The organism is Pseudomonas sp. GW823-FHT06E10, from assembly GCF_058794995.1.
This window is the reverse complement of the sequence record NZ_JBXAHJ010000004.1, coordinates 62,181-83,498: the sequence shown is the minus strand read 5'-3', so window position 1 is coordinate 83,498 and position 21,318 is coordinate 62,181. Positions and strand designations below refer to the sequence as shown.

Genomic DNA, 21,318 nt, shown 5'->3' with positions numbered 1-21,318 from the left:
CACCGAAAAAATCAGATCAGAATGAAGACCGCCAGCAACCCGGCAAAGATCGACCATTTTTGGAGGTAGTAAAGCTTGCGGTTGCGCTTTTTCAGTTCCTTGGCGCGCAGGCGAACCTTGTAGACCTTGCTGAACAGCCGGTTGATCCCACCGGTGCGGTCTCCGTCCTCGTTCGGTGCACCTGCCGCCGACATGACAGTGCGGCTGAACCAGCGATTGAATGCCGCTGCCCACCGATACTTCATCGGCCGCTCGACGTCGCAGAACAGGATGATGCGGTTGCGTGGAGTGGTGTTCTCTGCGTAATGAATGAAGGTCTCATCGAACATCACCGCTTCGCCATCGCGCCAATGGTAGTTCTGGCCATCGACATTGATGTAGCAACCTTCAGCGTTGGGTGTGTCCAGTCCGAGGTGATAACGGTACGAACCGGCATACGGGTCGCGGTGGCGCACCAGTCTCGAGCCCGGTGGCAACTCGGCGAACATCGCCGCCTTGATCGAGCCAATGCCCTGTACCAGTTCGGTGGTACGCGGGCAGAGCTTCATGGCCGACGGGTGGCTATCGCCATACCACTTGAGATAGAAACGCTTCCAGCCGGTCTTGAAAAACGAGTTGAAACCGACGTCATCGTATTGGTTCGAACGTTTGATCTCGCCGGCGTGAAGCAAATTCTGGCCTTCGGCACGAATTTCTTCCCAATGCGCCTGCAGCGGGCTCAGGTCGGGAAAATCAGCCGGATCGAGATACGGTTTGTTGGGGATTTTCGAAAACAGATAAAGAAAGCAATTGATCGGCGCCAGGAATGTCGAGTGATCACTCAACTGGCGCCCCAGCTTGTGGCGCACTCGACCACGCAGGTGAACGTACGCAATAGAGACAACGTAGATAACGGCAATGATCAGTTTCACGGAAATCGTCACAGGTTGGAAATAAACAAACTGCGCCCTTTACCGGCATGCCGGTCCCCGGGTCTTGTGCAGCGACTGAATGCGAAACAGCGGCCCCGTAATGCCATCGAACCACGCCGATGGTCGGCCTTCAGCTGATGGATGGCATTTTAGCCACAGTTTGTAACCAATAGTTAACCCGCAACTGTGAAAATGTGTCCGCAAAAACCGCCAAAGCGTTGCAGAGGCCTCCATCGCCCTATCGTTTAAAGAGCCAGACCAGTACAATCGCCGCCAAACTTTACGCGCCCCCAGGTTGAGAGCGGGAAAATCCCCTTTCAGCGCACGTTGTCTCGGGCCAGGCGCGCCACATGCTGCTGTCCACTTGATGCCAGATGGATCTTCCACTGCCGATCGGGATGAATGTCCCGGGGGCCCAACAGTGGAAACAGGTACTGAACCGGTACTGCCGCAACCCTAGCTACTCTGAATGCTTCGCAGGAAAAACCTTTGATTTCTACAGCTAACATCACGATGCAGTTCGGCGCCAAGCCGCTCTTCGAAAACGTTTCGGTCAAGTTCAACGGTGGCAACCGTTACGGCCTGATCGGCGCCAACGGTTGCGGCAAGTCGACCTTCATGAAGATTCTCGGCGGTGACCTCGAGCCGTCCGGCGGCCAGGTCATGCTGGAGCCGAACGTGCGCCTGGGTAAATTGCGCCAGGACCAGTTCGCCTACGAAGAATTCACCGTGATCGACACCGTGATCATGGGTCACGAAGAGCTGTGGAAGGTCAAGGCCGAGCGCGATCGCATCTATTCGCTGCCGGAAATGAGCGAAGCAGACGGCATGGCCGTGGCCGAGCTGGAAACCGAATTCGCCGAAATGGATGGCTACACCGCCGAATCCCGTGCCGGCGAACTGCTGCTGGGCCTGGGTATTCCCCTGGAACAGCATTTCGGCCCGATGTCCGAAGTGGCTCCAGGCTGGAAACTGCGAGTATTGCTGGCCCAGGCGCTGTTCTCCGATCCGGAAGTGCTGTTGCTCGACGAACCGACCAACCACCTGGACATCAACACCATTCGCTGGCTGGAATCGATTCTCACCGTGCGTAACAGCACCATGATCATCATTTCCCACGACCGTCACTTCCTCAACAGCGTCTGCACCCACATGGCCGACCTGGACTACGGTGAGCTGCGCCTGTTCCCGGGCAACTACGACGAGTACATGACTGCGGCGACCCAGTCCCGCGAGCAACTGCTGTCGGACAACGCCAAGAAGAAAGCCCAGATCGCCGAACTGCAAACGTTCGTCAGCCGCTTCTCGGCCAACGCCTCGAAAGCCAAGCAGGCCACTTCCCGCGCCAAGCAGATCGACAAGATCCAGTTGGCCGAAGTCAAGCCATCGAGCCGCGTGAGCCCGTTCATCCGCTTCGAACAGACCAAGAAGCTGCACCGCCAGGCCGTGACCATCGAGCAGATGTCCAAGGGCTTCGACGGCAAGACCCTGTTCAAGAACTTCAGCTTCACCGTAGAAGCCGGCGAGCGCGTGGCGATCATCGGCCCGAACGGTATCGGCAAAACCACCCTGCTGCGCACCCTGATGGGCGAACTGACCCCGGACGCCGGCTCCGTGAAGTGGACCGAAAGCGCGGAGCTGGGCTACTACGCCCAGGACCACGCCCACGACTTCGAAGACGACGTCAGCCTGTTCGACTGGATGGGCCAGTGGACTCAGGGCGAGCAGATCATTCGCGGCACTTTGGGCCGCATGCTGTTCTCCAACGACGAGATCCTCAAGTCGGTCAAGGTCATCTCCGGTGGTGAGCAAGGCCGCATGCTGTTCGGCAAGCTGATCCTGCAAAAGCCGAACGTACTGGTGATGGACGAACCGACCAACCACCTGGACATGGAATCGATCGAAGCGCTGAACCTGGCGCTGGAGAACTACCCGGGCACGCTGATCTTCGTCAGCCACGACCGTGAGTTCGTATCGTCCCTGGCCACCCGCATCATCGAGTTGAGCCCTAACGGCGTGACCGACTTCAGCGGCACCTACGACGATTACCTGCGTAGCCAGGGTGTGGTGTTCTAAAGGTAGCTACAAGCCTTTAGCTACAAGCTTCAAGTGAAAAGCCCTGTCCTGATGACGGGGCTTTTTGCATTCCGGGCCAAGGTTTCTTGTTGGTACATGAATCATCGCGAGCAAGCTCGCTCCCACAGGGGGATGCATTTCAAAATGTGGGAGCGAGCTTGCTCGCGATGAGGCCATGAGGAACAACGATAATGTCACGGCAAAAGTAGTTAGCCTGCTTTCTTTTATCCCAGCGCCGCGCCATGATGCAGGTCTCCCACCGCCGCCCGCGAACGAGCCCTCATGTCTGTGCAGCAAGTTGCTCCGCAAAGCTCATTGGCGATCACCCTGCAGATCGTCTCCATCGTTTTCTATACCTTCATTGCCTTCCTCTGCATCGGTTTGCCGATTGCGGTATTGCCGGGTTATGTCCACGAACAACTCGGGTTCAGCGCCATCGTGGCCGGGCTGACCATCGGCTCGCAATACCTCGCCACCCTGCTCAGCCGGCCCATGGCCGGGCGGATGTCGGACAGCGTTGGTACCAAGCGCGCAATCATCTATGGCTTGGCGGGGATTGTGCTCAGCGGCGTGCTGACCTTGCTGTCGACCCTGTTGCAAGGCTTTCCCTTGCTCAGCCTGCTGATCCTGATCGCCGGGCGCCTGCTACTGGGGATCGCCCAAGGGTTGATCGGTGTCGGCACCATCAGTTGGTGCATGGGCCAGGTGGGCGCCGAGCATACCGCGCGGTCGATTTCCTGGAACGGCATCGCGTCCTATGGGGCGATTGCCATTGGTGCGCCGCTGGGTGTGGTCATGGTGCAACAACTGGGTTTCGCCAGCCTGGGTATCGCCCTGTCGCTGCTGGCCATGGCCGCACTGTTGCTGATTCGCAACAAGCCCTCGGTGCCCGTGGTGCGCGGCGAGCGCCTGCCGTTTTGGGCGGTGTTCGGGCGCATTGCGCCGTTCGGCGCGAGCTTGAGCCTGGCGTCCATTGGCTACGGCACCCTGACGACCTTTATCACTCTTTACTACGTCAATCGTGGCTGGACCGGCGCGGCCTACTGCCTGACCGTGTTCGGCGTGTGTTTCATTCTGTCGCGGCTGCTGTTCATATCCGCCATCGGTCGGTTTGGCGGGTTCACGTCGGCCATTGCCTGCATGTGCATTGAGACGGTTGGCCTGGTGCTGTTGTGGCTGGCCCCTTCGACCGGGTATGCGCTCATTGGCGCCGGCCTGACTGGATTTGGCCTGTCTCTGGTGTATCCGGCGCTGGGTGTCGAGGCCATCAAACAGGTGCCCAACTCCAGCCGGGGGGCGGGCTTGAGTGCTTATGCGGTGTTTTTCGATCTGGCGCTGGCGATTGCCGGCCCGTTGATGGGCGCAGTGGCGTTGAACCTGGGTTATGCGTGGATTTTCTTCAGTGCTGCGTTGTTGTCGGTCACCGGCCTTTGCCTGACGTTGATCCTGTTACGTCAAAGTGCGCGCTAAAACCATTGAAAGCTGGCACTAACAAGGTAATACATCAAAACTTTACCGCATAATTCAAACGCAACATTCCGCACCGATTGATACAAAGAGCCAGCATTGTGTGAAGCATCAACTTTGACAGATTCTTCACGTCGCTCTTACATAACAATCGACAAATGGAAATTGATAAATATGCGTATATTGCCTTTAAGCCTGCTCGCCACGACGTTGCTGTTTTCCCTCTACGGTACTGTCCATGCTCAAAGCTCGACGTCGCAGCAAATCTGCCATAACGGCCAATGCTGGGACATTGGCGGCGATATAGGAGATGAGTGCTGCCCATTCTTCAGTGATGAACGACTGAAAAGCAACGTTCAACGTCTGGAAAACCCGACGGAAAACCTCCTGAAACTCCATGGTGTAACGTTCAACTGGAAGCAAAACGACCAAGCCGATGTCGGTCTGATTGCCCAGGATGTGCAGAAAGTTTATCCACAGTTAGTGCGCACCGATCGCGGTCATTTGCAAGTTGATTACCAAAAACTTGTGGCGCCTCTTATCGAATCTGTGCGTGAACTTAATGCCAGAGTAGTAACACTGGAAACTGCTTTAGCTGATAAGTAACTAACGATAAAAACCGCCGATCTCCCTCACTGATCGGCGGTCTGCATCCCCGCCCGGGTCGGCCTGCCCAGGGTACGCGTGAAGAAGCGTCCGGCTTCGGAGATCAGATTGCGATGAATGTCCTGCCGGTCGACGCCATCGGCATCGGTGCACAGCGCAGGCATGATTACGATCTGTTCGTCATTGCACGGCGCCATGAAGACGAAGTGCCCTGCCCCGGCCAGTAACTTGAAGTCGGGCGCGGTCGGCAGTTTGCGCGCCAGCGCCGCGGCGTTCTTGTCGACAGCCACCAGCTTGTCGCCATCGCCGCTGTAAAGCAGCACCGGCACATGCACATCGGCCAGGGTGTGGCGACCGAACTTCAGGCTCAACGGTGCCATCAGCATCAAGGCGTGGACGCGTGGATCGGCCACCGGTTGCAGGTCATCGCGGTCGACAATCAATTCGCCCTGGGTGTTACAGGCATCGCGGTCATCCGGGCGCTCCTGGCAGTAACGGCGCAGGCGATCCAGGTCCGGGGTCGCGCCGGATAGAATCAATGCGGTCTCGCCACCGGCCGAATAGCCAATGACCCCCACCTGATCGGCATTGACGAACGGCGACAGCATACGGTCGCCCAAGGTCGCGGTAATGGCTTCGGAAATCTGGATCGGCCGGCCGTACAGGTTACTCAAAGTACCGAGTCGGCTGTGGTCCCTGGAGTTGTCACCGGGGTGAATCACCGCCACCACGACAAAGCCTTTGCGCGCCAGCGACGTGGCAAGGTCGTGCAGGGCCAGCGGGGTACCGGTATTTCCGTGGGACAGCATCAGCATCGGGAACCGGCCGATGGCGACCTTGGTGTCCTCCCCGGCTTCGACGGTGTAACCCTCGAGCTTGCTGGTGTGCTCCCGATCACTGGAAGGATAGAAAGCAATGGCGCGCATCGGCTGCAAGTCCAGCGGGTCGAGAAAAGTCATCTCGTGGAAGCCGACGCTCCAGTGAGGATGCGGTGCAGGCGCGGCGTGCACTGTATTCAAGCTGCTGAGCAGGCAAATCAGTAAAGTTGCACAAAGACGCATCATGGATGCCCCGCCTTGTTACCGGACTTGAGACGTACGCCCTGGACTGCATGAGTCGGGCCACAATCTGAAACGACCAGAAACAAAAAACTCCGTAACTGGTACTTGCGTAGCCAGAATACAGAGTTTTTTGGGCTTTACCTGAACGGTTGCTTACTTTTACCCAAGCCTTACGCAGCGGCGAACAACTGCTCGCTGATTTGTGCGTGGGCAGCGCTCATGGCTTTGCTGCGTACGTCGTCACCGTAAGCCAGGCCTTCGGCACGGACGATTTCGATGTCGGTGATACCGATGAAACCGAACAGCAACTTCAAATACTCTTCGTGGGCAACACCGGTTGCCTGACCGGCGTGCATGCCGCCGGAGGTCGAAACGATCACGACTTTCTTGCCACCGCACAGGCCTTCAGGGCCGGCTTCGGTGTAACGGAAGGTCTGGCCGGCCACCGCGATGCGGTCGATCCAGGCTTTGAGTTGAGTCGGGATGGTGAAGTTGTACATCGGTGCGGCAATCACCACGGCATCGGCAGCCAGGAATTCGGCCAGGGTCGAGGCGCTCAGTTCGGCTTCGTGCTGTTGTGCGGCGTTGCGCAGTTCAGCGGTGGTGCCGGCGGCGACCAGGGTGGTGGCGGAGAAATGGCTGATGGCGTCGGCGGCCAGGTCGCGGTAAGTCACCACGGCGGTTGGCTCGGCGGCTTGCCAGGCTTTAACGACTTCACCGCTCAACTGACGGGAAGCCGAGTTGTCGCCCAGGATGCTCGAATCGATATGCAGCAGTTTCATGTGGGATCTCCAAGTGAGGATCGCCCACAAGGGCGATCTGATGGGACTAATCCTACACACGAAACCAATAGCTGATTAGACGGTAACAATGCGATAGTTCGTCCCATAGATAGGACAATTGGATTCACATCATGCAAGACCTCAACGACCTGTATTACTTCGCCAAAGTCGTGGAAGCCGGGGGGTTCGCCGCGGCCGGGCGTTTGCTGGGCATCCCCAAGTCCCGATTGTCACGGCGCATCGCCGAACTGGAAGAGCGACTCGGCGCAAGACTGCTGCAACGCACCACCCGACAACTGAAACTGACTGCCGTCGGTGAGCGTTACCTCAGGCACTGTCAGGCGATGCTGTTGGAGGCGGAAATGGCCGATGAGGCCGTGGCCAGCATGTCCAGCGAGCCCCGCGGGCGTTTGCGGGTGTCCTGCCCGGTTGGGCTGGCCCATGAAATATTGCCGGGGGTGATCAGCGACTTTCTGGAAAGGTTTCCACAAGTCCAGCTGGAGGTCATGCTGCTCAACCGCCGGGTCGACCTGGTGAACGAAGGCATTGACGTGGCCCTGCGAGTGCGGGAGCTGGGCGACGAAGACCCGCTGCTGGTGACCCGCCGCCTGCGTCAGGCGCAGATGCTGATGGTCGCCAGTCCCGGCTTCCTCGTTGGCCGAGAGATCAACCATCCCGACGATCTGAAAAACCTGCCGGTGCTCGGCGCCCTCGAGGCCGACCGCATGGTGCACATCCGCATGCTGGATCAAAAAGGCAAAAGTTGTGAACTGGCGCTCGAGGCCCGGCTGGGCATCGATGACTTTATCGTGCGCAAGGCCAGCACCCTCTCTGGCCTGGGCTTTACGATGCTGCCCATGATGTATTGCGAGCAGGAACTGGAAAACGGCGCACTGGTGCAGTTGTTGCCCGACTGGTCGTTACCCGGTGGCTGGCTGCAAGCGGTCTATCCTCATCGACGCGGGGTCATGCCGGCGGTACGCGCCTGGATTGACCATCTGGTCGAGTCATTCAATGCCTGCGGGGAGCGATTGTTATGAAAGCCGGACGGATGAGCGAAGAGGATGTCGCGAAATTCTGCCTTACCCTGCCCGGAGCGCGGGAAGACTATAAATGGGGAGGCGTGCGGGTGTTTTCGATTGCCGGGAACAAGATGTTCGCCTTGCAGGGCCTGCGGGGTGATTCCCTGGCCTTCAAGGTCGACAAGGATCTGTTTCTCGGTCATTGCGACCGCCCGGGGATTCATCCGGCGCCTTATCTGGCGCGCGCCCAGTGGATCATCATGGAAACGCCCTACCCGCTCGGCAACGAAGAACTGCAGGGCTTGTTGCAGCGCTCCCACCAGTTGGTGGTGAGCAAACTGCCCAAGCGTACTCAAGTCGGCTTGTTACTCTAGGGCCTTGTCGATCAGAACAAGGCGAACAGGTGTGCGCCGAGGAACAGGTGGTCGATCCAGAACACCTGGTGCATGAGCACGATGATCCAGAACACCAACTGGTAGGAGATTTTGCGGGTTTTGTGCCGGAACGCTTGCTGCGCCAGCAAGGCACCGGGCCAGCCGCCGGCGAGCTCCAGCGCATGCAGGACATTCTCCGGCGTACGCCATTGCTCGGCGCGGGCCTTGCGCTTGTCGCTCCAGTACAGGAAAAACGTCACGACGCTGACGATGCCGTAGGCCGCCAAGGGAATCAGCGACACCCCGTGCAGCCATGAAGACACCGACCCCGACAGCGGCAACGCACACAGGATTGCAAACACCAGCCACTTCAGCCGTGGATTACGGATCTGTCCCCCGGGCTGGCGCCCGGGGTTATTGCGCGAGCTTGAGTCACTCACGGCTTGACCGCGCTCCAGTCGACCCAGCCGAATTGCCAGGTCGCCAGGATGATCAGGCCGAACACAATGCGATACCAGGCAAACGCCGCATAGCTGTGGTTGGCGATGAACTTGAGCAGCCCGCGAACCGCGATCATCGCGAAGACGAACGCGGTGACGAAGCCGATCGCGAACACCGGGAAATCGGACGGGACAAACAGGTGACGGTATTTATAGCCCGAGTACACCGCTGCGCCGACCATGGTTGGCATCGCCAGGAAGAACGAAAACTCGGTAGCGGTCTTGCGCGACAGGCCGAACAGTAACCCGCCGATGATCGTCGAGCCCGAACGCGAAGTGCCCGGAATCATCGCCAGGCATTGGGCTAAGCCGACTTTCAGGGCATCTTTCCAGGTCATGTCATCCACCGTTTCGGCGTGGACTTCATGCTGCCGGCGCTCGGCCCACAACATGACGAACCCGCCCACGACCAGCGCCGCTGCCACAGTGATCGGATTGAACAGGTACTCGTGGATCATGTCGGCGAAGATCACGCCCAGCACCACGGCCGGGAAGAACGCAATCAACAGGTTCGCGGTAAACCGCCGAGCGCTCGGCTGGGTCGGCAGGCCGATGACCACATCGAAGATCTTGCGTCGAAACTCCCATACCACCGCCAGGATGGCACCCAGCTGGATAATGATGTTGAACGCCATCGCCCGCTCGCCCCCGAAGCCGAGCATGTCGGCCACGATAATCTGGTGGCCGGTACTGGAAATGGGCAGGAACTCGGTCAGCCCTTCTACAACCCCAAGTATCAATGCCTGAAAGGCGGTCCAAAGATCCATCAATCCCCCAAAAGGCTATGCGCGCCGGCATGCCCCGTTAATATTTTTCCAAAGCTTGAATTGCGATCAGCCTAGCTGAAGCCCCGCGCATCAAGGATCACCACGGAACCGTCAAAATCCTGTGAAAAAACAATCCTGATCCGGGTTTACCCGCGCGGGGCCGAAATCCTATCAGACAAGTCCGATTGGCGCTGCCGCGTTATCGCGCACCAACGAAGCACATCCTGCTCCACGGGATTCCCGACGCCAATCCGGTTACAATCGGCCCCTCTTCGATTTCACCAAGGAACCTCCATGTCCGGGCTTGAACTGTTTGCCGCCACCCTCGGTGTCATTGCCGTCTGGCTGACGGTCAAACAGAACACCTGGTGCTGGCCCATCGGTCTGGTCATGGTGCTGCTCTATAGCTGGATCTTTTTTGAGGTGAAGCTGTATTCGGACATGTTGCTGCAAGTCGTCTATGCCGCCTTGCAGCTTTACGGCTGGTGGCAGTGGACACGGGGTGGCGAAACGACCCATGGCCGCGAAGTCAGTTGGCTCGATTTCCGTTCCGTGGCGTTGAGCCTGGCCATCGGCGCACTCGGCAGCCTGTTGCTGGGGGCGGCCATGGCCCACTGGACCGACGCCGCGCAACCCTGGCTCGATGCGGCGCTGACCGGATTCAGCCTGGTGGCGCAGGTCTGGATGGCGCAAAAACGTGTCCAGTGCTGGCCGCTATGGATCGCCCTGGATGTGATTTTCGTCGGGCTGTTCATCTATAAGGACCTGTACCTGACCGCCACCCTGTACGGGCTGTTCGCCGTTATCGCCGTGCAGGGCTGGCGCCAATGGCGCGCCGATCCGGCGTTGCGCGCATGAAAGTCCTGGTACTCACAGGCCCTGAATCCAGCGGTAAAAGCTGGCTGGCGGCCGAGTTGCAACAGCGTTTCGGCGGGATCCTGGTGGACGAGTATGTACGCTGGTTCATCGAGCACAATCCCCGGGACACCACCTTGGCCGACATTCCGGACATCGCCCGCGGTCAATTGGCATGGGAAGACGAAGCCCGTGCGCAACAACCGTCTTTGCTCATCCTCGACACGCACCTGCTGAGCAATATCCTCTGGAGCCAAACCCTGTTTGGCGACTGCCCCGCCTGGCTCGAACAAGCGCTACTGGCCCGGCATTACGACTTGCACTTGCTGCTGTCGCCGGAACACGTCGAATGGACGGATGATGGCCAGCGTTGCCAACCCCGATTGAGTGAGCGCCAGGCATTTTTCGAGCAGACCCTGGCCTGGCTTGAGCGCCACGCCCAACCGGTTCAAGTACTGCGCGGAGATTGGGCAGAACGCCGATTCCAGGCACTGAACGCCGTGACCCGATTGCTCGGCGCCTGACCGGCCTTTTGGGGCAACTTCCCCACTATCCCCCCCTGTCCCGGGGGAAAAGTGTCCGGTCCTGAAACACCCTTCCCGCCTCAAACCGCCTGTTTAAGCGCCCTTCACCGCTGGATCATCGGATTTGTTAAGTCATTGATACAGCACCGCTGAAACCCTTGTTCCAGAGCGATTTATCCGCAAATAAGGGCTGCCTGCGCAGGGTTTCGTCTCACCTTTGAAACATTCTCGGCAAAGGCTATCCGGACAATATCCATAAGCCATTGAATCAACGAGATATTCAAAAACCGGCACAGCTTTCGCTCTCTCCTTCAAAAAGCCGACCAGAGCCAGCCCACATGAGAAGGAAAGACTGTCGTGGGGATACTCGATAAACATGCCTTGACGTGCCTGCTGCTTTTCGCGAGCGCTGCAGGCGCGGTTATCAGTTTTGACGTTCAAGCCGAAGGCAACGGCGTCATCGTGCTTGATCGCACCATTCACCCGACGCCCATCGGTCGCAGCGGCGGCAGGGATCCAAACCCCAACACCCTCAATGCCAACCCATCGGCCCGCGTCACCGGCGAACTCAGTGATGCCGACATCGCCGGGGTCACCACCGGAACCGCCCTTCGCCACAACAACGGGCAAAGCCTGGGTGGCCTGCAAGGCCTCAACGCCGTCACCAACCCCAACGGTATGCCCGGCATGTCTGTCGGTCACGGTGGTGGCAGTGGCAGCGCCATTTCCGGAACCATCAACCGCGCCATGAGCAGCGGCCTCGGTTCACTGGGCAGAATGGCGGGAGGCCAATGAGATGTGTCGATCCCTGCTGTTACTTGCCCTGCTCGGCTGCACCAGTGTGATGGCCGACTCGGGCGTCAGTTCGGTGAATAACGCCACCCTCCAGGATTCGGGTACTCAATACCGCGGCAACTTCAACGTCAACCAGGCGGCTGGCGATCAACAACAGCAGGCCAACGTCCGCGCGATCGCCATTGGCACCCAAGCCGGTGCGATCACCAGCGTCCGGCAGAAAATCACTACGCCCGCCAATCCGTCGATGGACGCGACGGCCACTATCGGCGGCTCCTCCTTCAGTAATGGCAACGGCGTACTGGGCGTCAACCAGAGCGCCGGGGCGAACAACCAGATGGCCAACGCCATGCGCATCAGCATCAGCGCCGCACCGCAAGCCATCGACGATAGTGCCCTTTCTCAACAGAACGTGGCGTTGTTACCGAACTCGGGAGCAACTGGCGCCCCAAATGGCAGTCGCCAGGTCGTGACAAGCGACCAGGCCTTCACCGGCAGCCGGGGAGTGATCCAGGTAAACCAGAGTGCCGGGGTGGGGAACCGAATGGCTAACACCTTGAGCATCCGGGTCGCTGACTGACCCGAAACAGTGCGATTAGGGAAGTACCAACACCTGACCAACTAATGAGCACGGAGAAACACCATGAACCCGACAACTGCTCTCAAACCTCTGGCTTTCGCTCTGGCAGCAGTGATGGCATTCGCAGCACAAGCAGGCAGCCTTGATGATGATCAAGGCAACGGCCAGAGCGACGGCCAGAGCAACAACCATCAGCCTAAAGGCCCGACGCTGGAACAAATTCTGCAGATTACAGCAGGCGCCGGGGCCGCCGTGCTGGACTCGCAGGAAAGCAGTGACAGCAGCGTATTGAGCCGGGACACCAGGAACGACGCTAGAGTCGATAACTCCCTGAACAACTCCAACGGCAACATGGGCGCCAACGTTGCAGCCGGTAACGGCAACCAGCAAGACAACGCCGCCGCCCTTGCTACGGCTGACGAAAGCTTCATCTTCGGCACCGCGGTCGCCGCCTCCAGCGCGACTCAGAAGAGCACCGGCAACACCGCCAGGAAACACTCCAGCACCAACAACACAACGCTCAACAACGCAGGTAACAGCGGTTCCGGCAACATCGGCATCAACGTGACCACCGGGGACTTCAACCAACAGAAAAACAACCTGGCGATTGCCGTTTCGGGCGGTCGTGTAGCGCAAGCGGCGGCGGCGGCCAACCAAAGCACGTCCGGACTGAACGTCACCAACAACGCCAACCATGACGACAGCACCCAGACTGATTTCGCTACCGTGGGTGTACTCGGTCTGGCGGGTGTAACCACTCAACAAGTGATCACGCCAGAGGGCTGGAAAGCCCCTGTAACCAACAATGCGTCGATAACGGGCTCGATGAACAACTTCTCCGGCAACGGCGGAGCCAACGTATCGTCTGGTGTGGGCAACCAGCAAAGCAACTCGCTGTCCATCGCCGCGGGTTGCAAGTCCTGTCTGTAATCGCGATTGCAATGAAAGCCCCGGCGACGGGGATTTTCCACAGTCCCAAGGCGTATCGATCATGCGTAAGACTGTCCTTTTCGCCCTGCTCTGCCTGTCTGGCCTGACCCAGGCTGCACAGATGCCGGTTGCCGCCCTGCCGGGCGGCGTGCTGGTGTACAAGCACGTACAGAGTTTGCGCGAGCGCAAGTTCAGCGACATCGTCGAACAAAAAACCGATTTCAGCTGTGGCGCCGCCGCGCTGGCAACGATACTGCGCCAGGCCTATTGGCTCGACGTCGATGAGGAGCACATCATCAAGGGCATGCTGGTCACCGCAGACCAGGACCTTGTGCGTACCCAGGGTTTCTCCATGCTGGACATGAAGCGCTACATAGAGCGCATCGGCATGCGCGCCCGGGGTTACAGGATCCCACCGGAAAGACTCGAATCCGTGACGATTCCGGTGGTGGTATTGATGGAAATTCGCGGCTACAAGCACTTCGTGGTGTTGCAGCGGGCGGACAAGAACTGGGTGTATATCGGCGATCCGGTACTCGGTCACAAACGCTACTCCCATGATGACTTTGTCAAAGGCTGGAATGGCATTATTTTCGCTATCGTCGGTCCCGGTTACGACAAGACCAATGCGTTACGCAGTCCACCGGAACCGCTGACAGCCAAGAACAAGATGGATAACTTCAACCCGGTCAAAGATGCCGAATTGATGGATTTTGGTTTCATACAGAGCGACTTCTTTTAATCGCCAACAAGATGATAGGGGGCAGGATGCTCCGGGAGCAGCAAATGAAAACCTCGTATTGGGTGGTCGCTGTCTGTCTGGCAGCGAACACTTCAGGTTTTGCTGATGAGTTCAGACCCATCGAAATCAAGGACCAGGAACTGGCCGAGTTGCGTGGCCGATATGTGATGCCGGGGCGGGTCATCAGCTTCGGTGTCGTCATGAGCAGTACCTGGCGCAATGCCAGTGGTGACCTGATCGGAGCCTCCACCTCGATGCAGCTTCAAGCCGCAACGGTCAAGCCCGAGTTCTATGTTTCGACCATCAAGCAATCGGGTCATGGCGGTACGTCCAGGTCGGGCAGCGGTCACGTGTCGGGGGGCGCAGCCCTGAGCACTTCCCGGGGGATAACCCAGGTCACACGGGCCGCAGGTGATGGCAACAGCGCAAACAACAACATCGCCATCAACGTCAAAGAGGCCAGCACGGCCCCTGCACTGGTGGCGGGCCAGGGCCAGGCGCTGATAGCCGGTCAAACCATCACCGGCAGTAATGCCGCAGGCAGTGTCGCGGTATCCGCGACCAGCGGCGGCGTTCAGATGGCCATTACCGCCAACAACAACCAGGGCACCAGCCTGCAACAAGTCGCCCAAGGCGGGTTGCTGCAAAACACCCGGTTGCTGGGCAGCAGCAATGTGGTCGACAACATGACTCAACTCAACGTAGTGCTCAACAATAATGGCCCGAGTGCGGGGGCATTGGACTGCAACCTCAACCAACTCGCTGCATTACGGACCATGGGCTATTGAACTACGCTGAGTCTGGACCATTGGGCACAAATGGACGGCATATTTCATGTACCGATCAGTATCACTGCGTGCAGTTGCATGCTTGAGTGCTCTACTCCCGGCGGCGATGTTGCAGGCAGCACCTGACCCGGAACTGGAGGCTCTCAAACAAGAGCTCCTGGAGTTGAAACAACGATACGAAGTACAGCAAAAAGCCCTGGCGGTTCTCGAACAACGGGTCCGCCAGGTCGAAGAGCAGCCCGCCTCGCCCGCTCCCAAACGCTTGGCCAAGTCGCCAGCGGATCTCAAGGGCAATCCAGGCGTCGGCACCGGCGCCGCAGCCGCCTCGGGGGGGAGCGGCAGCTCTTATGGACAATCGCTGGCCAATGACTCGCAACCGGCGCAAAGCGTTTCGAATCTGTATGACGAGGCCAGCGGGTTTTTCGGCGGTGGCAAGTTCAGCGTCGAAACCGGGATAACCTACTCCCGCTACGATTCTCGCCAACTGGTCCTCAACGGTTTTCTAGCCCTGGACTCGATCTTCCTGGGCGCTATCAACCTGGACCGGATCAAGGCCGACACCTGGACGCTTGACCTCACCGGTCGCTACAACTTCAACAATCGCTGGCAGTTCGACCTGAACGTACCGGTTGTCTACCGTGAGTCCACGTACCAGTCCGGTGGCGGCAATAGCGGCGCCGCAAACGTCACGACCGAAGACACCGTCAAGGAAGACCCGACCATAGGTGACGTCAACTTCGGTGTCGCCTACAAATTCCTCGACGAATCGGCCAACACGCCGGATGCCGTGGTGACCTTGCGCGTCAAGGCGCCCACCGGCAAAGACCCGTTCGGCATCAAGCTGGTTCGGGTGGCCGATAACTCAAACCTGGCCGTGCCTGAATCCTTGCCTACCGGTAACGGCGTCTGGTCGATTACGCCGGGGATCTCCCTGGTCAAGACGTTCGACCCGGCGGTGCTGTTCGGCAGCCTGTCCTACACGTACAACATGGAAGAGTCTTTCGACGACATCAGCTCCAACCCGGCGGTCGAGACACCGGGCAAAGTCCGCATTGGCGACAGCTTCCAGATCGGCGCCGGCATTGCGTTCGCCTTGAACGAAAAGATGAGTATGTCGTTCTCGGTCTCTGATCTGGTGCAACGCAAAAGCAAGCTCAAGGAAGATGGCGGGGATTGGCAAGCGGTGGTCTCCAGCGATGCCAACGCTGGTTACTTCAACATCGGCATGACCATTGCGGCCACCGACAGCCTGACCATCGTGCCCAACCTGTCCATCGGCATGACGGACGATGCCCCGGACTTCCAGTTCAGCCTGAAACTCCCCTACTACTTCTGACCCGAACAAAAACCCCGCTGCAACTGCAATCGCAGCGGGGTTTTGGTTTGCGGCCGGGGTTCAGCGAATCTGGTGCTTGTGCAACAACCGGTAGAAGGTCGGTCGCGACACACCCAATACTTTGGCGGCGACACTCAGGTTATCGCTGTGGCGACTCAATACATCGCACAACGCCTGGCGTTCGGCCCGAGACTTGTATTCTTCAAGGGTGCCCATCGGCGCTGCCAACGTATGCTGACTGATCAACCCCAGGTCACGGGCCTCGATCTGCCGGCCTTCGGCCAACACCAGCCCGCGACGAACGCGGTTGGCCAGTTCGCGAACATTGCCTGGCCAGTCGTGTTTGCCCATGGCAATCAACGCGTCTTCGCTGAAACTGCGTGGCCGGCGCCCGGTTTCATGGCTATAGAAATGGGAGAAGTGGTTGGCCAACACCGCCAGGTCGCCATGGCGCTCGCGCAGCGGAACGGTCGCCACTTGCAGTACGTTCAAGCGGTAATACAAATCTTCGCGAAAGCGCTTCTTCTCGATGGCGGCTTCAAGGTCGGTATGCGTTGCCGCCAGAACCCGCACATCCACCGGAATCAGCTGACTGCCACCCACCCGCTCGATGTGTTTTTCCTGGAGGAACCGCAACAGGTTGGCCTGCAACTCCAGTGGCAGGTCACCGATCTCGTCGAGAAACAGGGTGCCACCGTTGGCGGCTTCTATCCGTCCGACCTTGCGTTGGTGCGCGCCGGTAAATGCGCCTTTCTCATGGCCGAACAACTCGGACTGGATCAAATGCTCGGGAATCGCACCACAATTGATCGCAATGAAGGGTTTGTTGTGACGCTGGGACTGACGATGCAGCGTTCGTGCGACCAGTTCCTTGCCAGTGCCGCTTTCACCGCGAATCAACACCGGAGATTCGGTCGGAGCCAGTTTGCTCAACAGCTTTCGCAGCTCACGAATAGGTTTGCTGTCGCCCAGCAATTCGTGCTCGGGCTGGTCGACATAGACCGTGCCCTGCCCGCGCAAACGCGCCATGCCAAACGCCCGGCCCAGTGTTACCTGGACCCGGGACACATCGAACGGCAAGGTATGAAAGTCAAAAAACCACTCACAGACGAAGTCGCCGACATTTTGCAACCGCAGTACTTCCTGGTTGAGTACGGCTATCCACTCGGTGCCGCTGCGGCTGATCAGCTCTTTGACGGCCTCCGGGTGCTCAAGGTGATAAGGCTGCAAGCGCAGCAAGCCCACGTCACAGGTTCGGTCAACGGCGTTCTCCAGCGTGCAGCTGTCAACGTCCCAACCGATGGCGCGCAATCCAGGGACCAGGCGATAGCAATCGTCACAGGGGTCCACCACTAACAAACGTCGTAAGGCAGGCGCATCACTCATGACTGATCCTTGGCGCCAAATTTATGAAAATTTAATAAAAACAGTCATTTGGCAGACCTGGCTGTAACATTAGCAAGAATTTGACAGGGCCTTGTACTGTTTGACTATAGGGATGTCACAAAACCAGTTATAAGTTGCGATTACGTTAGTTGCCTAACGACTCTTTCCTTTCATTCAGCTTTCAATGTCAGGCTCTTCCTTGAATCTGTGAAATAAAGTGGAAATTTCTTTTGATTGTGTGTGACCCGAACCCCGGTTGCGGGCATCAGTACAAGTAACCAGCTGAACGGTAAGCCCAACCGTCGGCCTATCACTTGATTGGGCATACAGAGAGAAGACCCTATGAACGCCCCGCTCCGTATCAACGAAGCACTTCTGATTGCCGACTGCGCATTTAAACCATTCAAATGCGTGGCCTGGGCCCCACAAGACGGCAATGGCGAACTCAGCCTGACCGTTATCGACCGCACCAGCACCCGCATTGGCCGCAAGCAGATCCCAAGCAGCGCCTATTCCGATCCCGCGCAACTCGAACTGCTGCTGGAACAGGCTCGCGCCGAATTGAGCGAGGAAGGTTACACACTGCAGTCGTGGTCGATGCCGCACTAATCGTTTTGCGGATTACTCCGGGGTAATCCGCGCCTTTTCCCTGTCTTTAGTTCGCAGTTTTTTCTGGCCGTGCACACTACGTGACACTGTTTAATTCGAACTTCACTTACGCCTGATACTTTGCAGGCTCGCCATTGGTTCGAAAAGACACTGTTGTGGCACACAGCGACCCTCCGTCTGTTAGTTCTTACCGTTGTGCATCCCTTCATTCAGGGATTGAATAATCTTCCTATCAAGTCGCCACCCAAACTTCCGGATCAGGACGACTCGCAAGGAGATGCGGTGCATGTCAAGCCAGTCCGCTTTTGCCTACTCCGCAGCCCGGAAAAACGCCGGGGCCCTCGATACGACGTTTGCCGCCAACGGCAAAACCCAGGTCTATTTCGCCGACAGCCTTTTCAGCTTGGCCAATGACGTTGCGATCGATGCGCAAGGTCGCTTGCTGGTAGCCGCAAAAGTCGGCATGGCCGATGGCATCCGCTTTGGCCTGGCCCGCTTGCTGGCGGATGGTTGCGCAGACCTGACGTTCGGCAAACAAGGCAGTGTCATCGGGCAATTCGAACCGGGGTTCGAAGCCATGGGCACCAAGGTCCTGATCCTGCCCGACGGCAACATCCTGTTGGCTGGCCTGCAATACGTAAACGCGCACCGCACGCTCCCGGCCCTGGCATTGCTGGATCAAGATGGCCGCCTGGTGCAAGGCTTTGGCGATAATGGCCGCCGTGTCGTGCGATTGCCTGGCGATCTGTCTCTGGGCATGCGCGATATCCGGTTGCCTCTGGGTGTGCCGGGCGCAGAAGCCTGCGATGTGGCCATACAGCAAGACGGCCGGATCCTGATCCTGGCCAACCATCACTACGAACTGGCCGATCACGTCGGCATGTTGATACGCCTGGATGTCGAAGGCTCGCTGGACTGCTCGTTCAACGACCGCGGCTTCGTGATGGTCAGGCACCTGCTGATGAATACCTGGCTCAGCAGCCTGACGGTACAACGTGATGGCCGAATCCTGGTCGGTGGATCGATCAATTTTCCCGAGGAAGGCTTACTGGCACGCTATCACCCGGACGGGCGCCTCGACGACCGATTTGCCGTGGATGGATTCATGACCTTCAAGGCGCAAGGGCATGGCGCCCGGGTCAGCCGGGTGGTCCAGCAAAACGAAGGCGAAATCCTGTGTTTTGGCAGCAGTCGCGAGCCGATGCACTGCCTGACATTTAAGATGCACAGCAACGGGCGCCCCGACAGTCATTGCAACGGAGGACATCCGCAGCGGCGGGAAATCGGTTACAGCGGATGCCAGTGGACCGCCGCACAGTTACAACCTGATGGCAGTGTGCTCACGGCGGGCGCCACCATCGGCGGCGTCGAAGCAGACTTCATTCTCGGGCGATACCTGCCCAACGGCCTTCCCGATCGCCGTTTTGGCAAAGGCAGCGGCTATACACGTACGCGCCTGGGCCCCAGCCTGGATACCGCCACCTGTGTCGCCGCGCACGCCGATGGAAACATTGTAGTGGGAGGCTATTCGCTGCACGGAAACTACAAGGCGGTCATCGCTCGTTTCCAGGGATAAACACCGGCATTTTTCCTGCGCTTGATCTTCTCGCGCGCTTGCGGCAACTTGCGCGCTTCTCAAGACAAGGAGCAGCCGATGTCCGGTTCAATGGCCCAGGCGTTCGCGCACAACTTTCTCGGGCACTCGCCCCGTTGGTACAAGGCCTGCATCGTCGGCTTTCTCATCCTCAATGCCCTGGTGCTTTGGACCGCAGGCCCGGTGGTTGCCGGCTGGCTACTGGTGCTGGAGTTCATCTTCACCCTGGCCATGGCACTCAAATGCTATCCGCTGATGCCCGGCGGCCTGCTGTTGATTGAAGCCCTGCTGCTGAAGATGACCACGCCCCAGGCGCTGTACGACGAGTTGCTGCACAACTTCCCGGTGATCCTGCTGCTGATGTTCATGGTGGCGGGTATCTATTTCATGAAGGACCTGTTGCTTTACCTGTTCTCGCGCCTGCTGCTCGGGGTCCGCTCCAAAGCCCTGCTGTCCCTGATGTTCTGCTTTCTGTCGGCGTTTCTGTCGGCGTTCCTCGATGCCTTGACTGTGACCGCCGTGATCATCAGTGCCGCCGTAGGTTTTTACTCGGTGTATCACCGCGTCGCCTCGGGCAACGATCCGCGCCAGGACAGCGAGTTCAGCGACGACCAACATCTGCCCACCCTGCATCACGGTGATCTGGAACAGTTCCGCGCCTTCCTGCGCAGCCTGCTGATGCACGGTGCCGTGGGCACCGCGCTGGGCGGTGTCTGTACGCTGGTCGGTGAACCGCAGAACCTGCTGATCGGCCATGAAATGGGCTGGCACTTCGCTGAGTTCTTCACCCGGGTTGCGCCGGTATCCCTGCCGGTACTGGTTGCCGGGCTGGTAACCTGCGTCCTCCTGGAAAAGCTGCGCTGGTTCGGATACGGCACGCTGCTGCCGGATAACGTTCGTGCGGTGCTGGCCAACTACGCCGCCGAAGACAATGCCGAGCGCACCACGCGCCAAGCAGCAGCGCTACTGGTGCAAGGCTTTGCCGCATTGATTCTGATTGCCGGGCTGGCGTTCCACATCGCCGAAGTGGGTTTGATCGGTTTGATGGTGATCGTGTTGATTACCGCCTTTACCGGCATCACCGACGAACACCGCCTGGGCACAGCGTTCAAGGACGCCATGCCGTTCACCTCATTGTTGGTGGTGTTTTTCGCCGTGGTCGCGGTGATTCACGACCAGCAACTGTTCGCCCCACTGATCCACTGGGTGCTGACGCTCCCGGCAGACCAACAACCGGGCATGCTGTTCATTGCCAACGGCCTGCTGTCCGCCATCAGCGACAACGTGTTCGTTGCAACCATTTACATCACCGAAGTGAAGCGCGCGTTCATGGCGGGTGAGATGACCCGTGAGCACTTCGAAACCCTGGCGATTGCGATCAATACCGGTACCAACCTGCCGAGCGTGGCGACGCCCAACGGTCAGGCGGCGTTTCTGTTCCTGCTGACCTCGGCGATTGCACCGCTGGTGCGTCTGTCGTACGGGCGGATGGTCTGGATGGCGCTGCCGTACACCGTGGTGATGGGGACATTGGGCTGGTATGCGGTAAGCTACTGGCTCTGACACCGCCGAGCCTTTGTGGCGAGGGGGCTTGCCCCCGTTGGCTGCGCAGC

At 58.7% G+C, this 21,318-nt stretch carries 22 protein-coding genes; 16 read left to right on the top strand and 6 right to left on the bottom strand.

Annotated features, from left to right (window positions below; all coding sequences use genetic code 11):
• Positions 1 to 11: 11 nt before the first annotated feature.
• The gene (gene lpxO, locus AC1Q6Y_RS08250) at positions 12 to 911 is read right to left on the bottom strand and encodes a lipid A hydroxylase LpxO (protein WP_090455335.1); all 900 of its coding nucleotides are present in this window, start codon (positions 909 to 911) and stop codon (positions 12 to 14) included.
• Positions 912 to 1,400: 489 nt separating this feature from the next.
• Here lpxO and AC1Q6Y_RS08245 point away from each other — a divergent pair, with 489 nt between their 5' ends.
• From AC1Q6Y_RS08245 to AC1Q6Y_RS08235, 3 genes are all read left to right on the top strand, one after another.
• On the top strand, positions 1,401 to 2,987 hold the full coding sequence (locus tag AC1Q6Y_RS08245) for an ABC-F family ATPase (protein WP_033052720.1): 1,587 nt from the start codon (positions 1,401 to 1,403) through the stop codon (positions 2,985 to 2,987).
• Between the two features lie 282 nt (positions 2,988 to 3,269).
• Positions 3,270 to 4,457 carry an MFS transporter gene (locus AC1Q6Y_RS08240; RefSeq protein ID WP_492624355.1) on the top strand — a complete coding sequence of 396 codons (1,188 nt, stop codon included), beginning with the start codon at positions 3,270 to 3,272 and terminating at the stop codon, positions 4,455 to 4,457.
• Positions 4,458 to 4,628: 171 nt separating this feature from the next.
• Complete coding sequence (locus tag AC1Q6Y_RS08235) at positions 4,629 to 5,060, top strand: tail fiber domain-containing protein (RefSeq protein ID WP_090455338.1); 432 nt, start codon at positions 4,629 to 4,631, stop codon at positions 5,058 to 5,060.
• Between the two features lie 26 nt (positions 5,061 to 5,086).
• On the opposite strand, the gene AC1Q6Y_RS08230 is transcribed toward AC1Q6Y_RS08235, so the two are convergent.
• Entirely contained in the window at positions 5,087 to 6,124 is a 1,038-nt protein-coding gene (locus AC1Q6Y_RS08230) for an alpha/beta hydrolase family protein (RefSeq protein WP_090455340.1), read from the bottom strand.
• Positions 6,125 to 6,291: 167 nt separating this feature from the next.
• The gene (locus AC1Q6Y_RS08225) at positions 6,292 to 6,903 is read right to left on the bottom strand and encodes an FMN-dependent NADH-azoreductase (RefSeq protein WP_492624354.1); all 612 of its coding nucleotides are present in this window, start codon (positions 6,901 to 6,903) and stop codon (positions 6,292 to 6,294) included.
• Between the two features lie 131 nt (positions 6,904 to 7,034).
• Here AC1Q6Y_RS08225 and AC1Q6Y_RS08220 point away from each other — a divergent pair, with 131 nt between their 5' ends.
• Both AC1Q6Y_RS08220 and AC1Q6Y_RS08215 read left to right on the top strand, forming a co-directional pair.
• Positions 7,035 to 7,943, top strand: a complete 909-nt coding sequence (locus AC1Q6Y_RS08220) for a LysR substrate-binding domain-containing protein (RefSeq protein ID WP_090455344.1) — start codon at positions 7,035 to 7,037, stop codon at positions 7,941 to 7,943.
• Positions 7,940 to 8,299 carry an MmcQ/YjbR family DNA-binding protein gene (locus AC1Q6Y_RS08215; protein WP_057714747.1) on the top strand — a complete coding sequence of 120 codons (360 nt, stop codon included), beginning with the start codon at positions 7,940 to 7,942 and terminating at the stop codon, positions 8,297 to 8,299. The genes AC1Q6Y_RS08220 and AC1Q6Y_RS08215 overlap by 4 nt, the downstream gene beginning before the upstream one ends.
• Positions 8,300 to 8,310: 11 nt before the next feature.
• Here AC1Q6Y_RS08215 and AC1Q6Y_RS08210 read toward each other — a convergent pair whose 3' ends face one another.
• Both AC1Q6Y_RS08210 and AC1Q6Y_RS08205 read right to left on the bottom strand, forming a co-directional pair.
• A complete protein-coding gene (locus AC1Q6Y_RS08210; RefSeq protein ID WP_492624353.1) occupies positions 8,311 to 8,739 on the bottom strand; it encodes a DUF1294 domain-containing protein in 429 nt (142 codons plus the stop codon).
• Complete coding sequence (locus AC1Q6Y_RS08205) at positions 8,736 to 9,566, bottom strand: undecaprenyl-diphosphate phosphatase (RefSeq protein ID WP_492624352.1); 831 nt, start codon at positions 9,564 to 9,566, stop codon at positions 8,736 to 8,738. Before AC1Q6Y_RS08205 ends, AC1Q6Y_RS08210 begins: the two co-directional genes overlap by 4 nt.
• Positions 9,567 to 9,860: 294 nt before the next feature.
• On the opposite strand from AC1Q6Y_RS08205, the gene pnuC reads away from it, so the two are divergent.
• The 8 genes from pnuC to fapF all read left to right on the top strand — a co-directional run bounded on the left by pnuC (position 9,861) and on the right by fapF (position 16,116).
• Complete coding sequence (pnuC, locus tag AC1Q6Y_RS08200) at positions 9,861 to 10,424, top strand: nicotinamide riboside transporter PnuC (RefSeq protein ID WP_429521061.1); 564 nt, start codon at positions 9,861 to 9,863, stop codon at positions 10,422 to 10,424.
• Positions 10,421 to 10,945: an AAA family ATPase gene (locus AC1Q6Y_RS08195; RefSeq protein WP_340311999.1), complete on the top strand. Its 525-nt coding sequence runs from the start codon at positions 10,421 to 10,423 to the stop codon at positions 10,943 to 10,945. Before pnuC ends, AC1Q6Y_RS08195 begins: the two co-directional genes overlap by 4 nt.
• Positions 10,946 to 11,302: 357 nt before the next feature.
• Positions 11,303 to 11,740 (top strand): functional amyloid chaperone FapA, encoded by a 438-nt coding sequence (fapA, locus tag AC1Q6Y_RS08190; protein ID WP_057714742.1) that lies wholly within the window; start codon positions 11,303 to 11,305, stop codon positions 11,738 to 11,740.
• Between the two features lies 1 nt (position 11,741).
• Positions 11,742 to 12,320 (top strand): fibril amyloid subunit FapB, encoded by a 579-nt coding sequence (gene fapB / locus AC1Q6Y_RS08185; protein ID WP_340312001.1) that lies wholly within the window; start codon positions 11,742 to 11,744, stop codon positions 12,318 to 12,320.
• 63 nt (positions 12,321 to 12,383) lie between these two features.
• Positions 12,384 to 13,250 (top strand): amyloid-like fimbrin subunit FapC, encoded by an 867-nt coding sequence (gene fapC, locus AC1Q6Y_RS08180; RefSeq protein ID WP_057714740.1) that lies wholly within the window; start codon positions 12,384 to 12,386, stop codon positions 13,248 to 13,250.
• A gap of 61 nt (positions 13,251 to 13,311) precedes the next feature.
• Positions 13,312 to 13,992, top strand: a complete 681-nt coding sequence (gene fapD / locus AC1Q6Y_RS08175) for a fibril amyloid maturation endopeptidase FapD (RefSeq protein ID WP_057714739.1) — start codon at positions 13,312 to 13,314, stop codon at positions 13,990 to 13,992.
• A 26-nt stretch (positions 13,993 to 14,018) separates the two neighbouring features.
• Positions 14,019 to 14,780 (top strand): fibril amyloid subunit FapE, encoded by a 762-nt coding sequence (gene fapE, locus AC1Q6Y_RS08170; protein ID WP_079246748.1) that lies wholly within the window; start codon positions 14,019 to 14,021, stop codon positions 14,778 to 14,780.
• 46 nt (positions 14,781 to 14,826) lie between these two features.
• The gene (gene fapF, locus AC1Q6Y_RS08165) at positions 14,827 to 16,116 is read left to right on the top strand and encodes a fibril amyloid transporter FapF (protein WP_057714737.1); all 1,290 of its coding nucleotides are present in this window, start codon (positions 14,827 to 14,829) and stop codon (positions 16,114 to 16,116) included.
• 60 nt (positions 16,117 to 16,176) lie between these two features.
• On the opposite strand, the gene AC1Q6Y_RS08160 is transcribed toward fapF, so the two are convergent.
• Entirely contained in the window at positions 16,177 to 17,502 is a 1,326-nt protein-coding gene (locus AC1Q6Y_RS08160) for a sigma-54 dependent transcriptional regulator (RefSeq protein ID WP_057714736.1), read from the bottom strand.
• 342 nt (positions 17,503 to 17,844) lie between these two features.
• On the opposite strand from AC1Q6Y_RS08160, the gene AC1Q6Y_RS08155 reads away from it, so the two are divergent.
• From AC1Q6Y_RS08155 to nhaB, 3 genes are all read left to right on the top strand, one after another.
• Entirely contained in the window at positions 17,845 to 18,111 is a 267-nt protein-coding gene (locus tag AC1Q6Y_RS08155; RefSeq protein ID WP_492624351.1) for a hypothetical protein, read from the top strand.
• A gap of 286 nt (positions 18,112 to 18,397) precedes the next feature.
• Positions 18,398 to 19,687: an NHL repeat-containing protein gene (locus AC1Q6Y_RS08150; RefSeq protein WP_407515520.1), complete on the top strand. Its 1,290-nt coding sequence runs from the start codon at positions 18,398 to 18,400 to the stop codon at positions 19,685 to 19,687.
• 78 nt (positions 19,688 to 19,765) lie between these two features.
• Entirely contained in the window at positions 19,766 to 21,268 is a 1,503-nt protein-coding gene (gene nhaB, locus AC1Q6Y_RS08145; protein ID WP_492624350.1) for a sodium/proton antiporter NhaB, read from the top strand.
• Positions 21,269 to 21,318 lie beyond the last annotated feature (50 nt).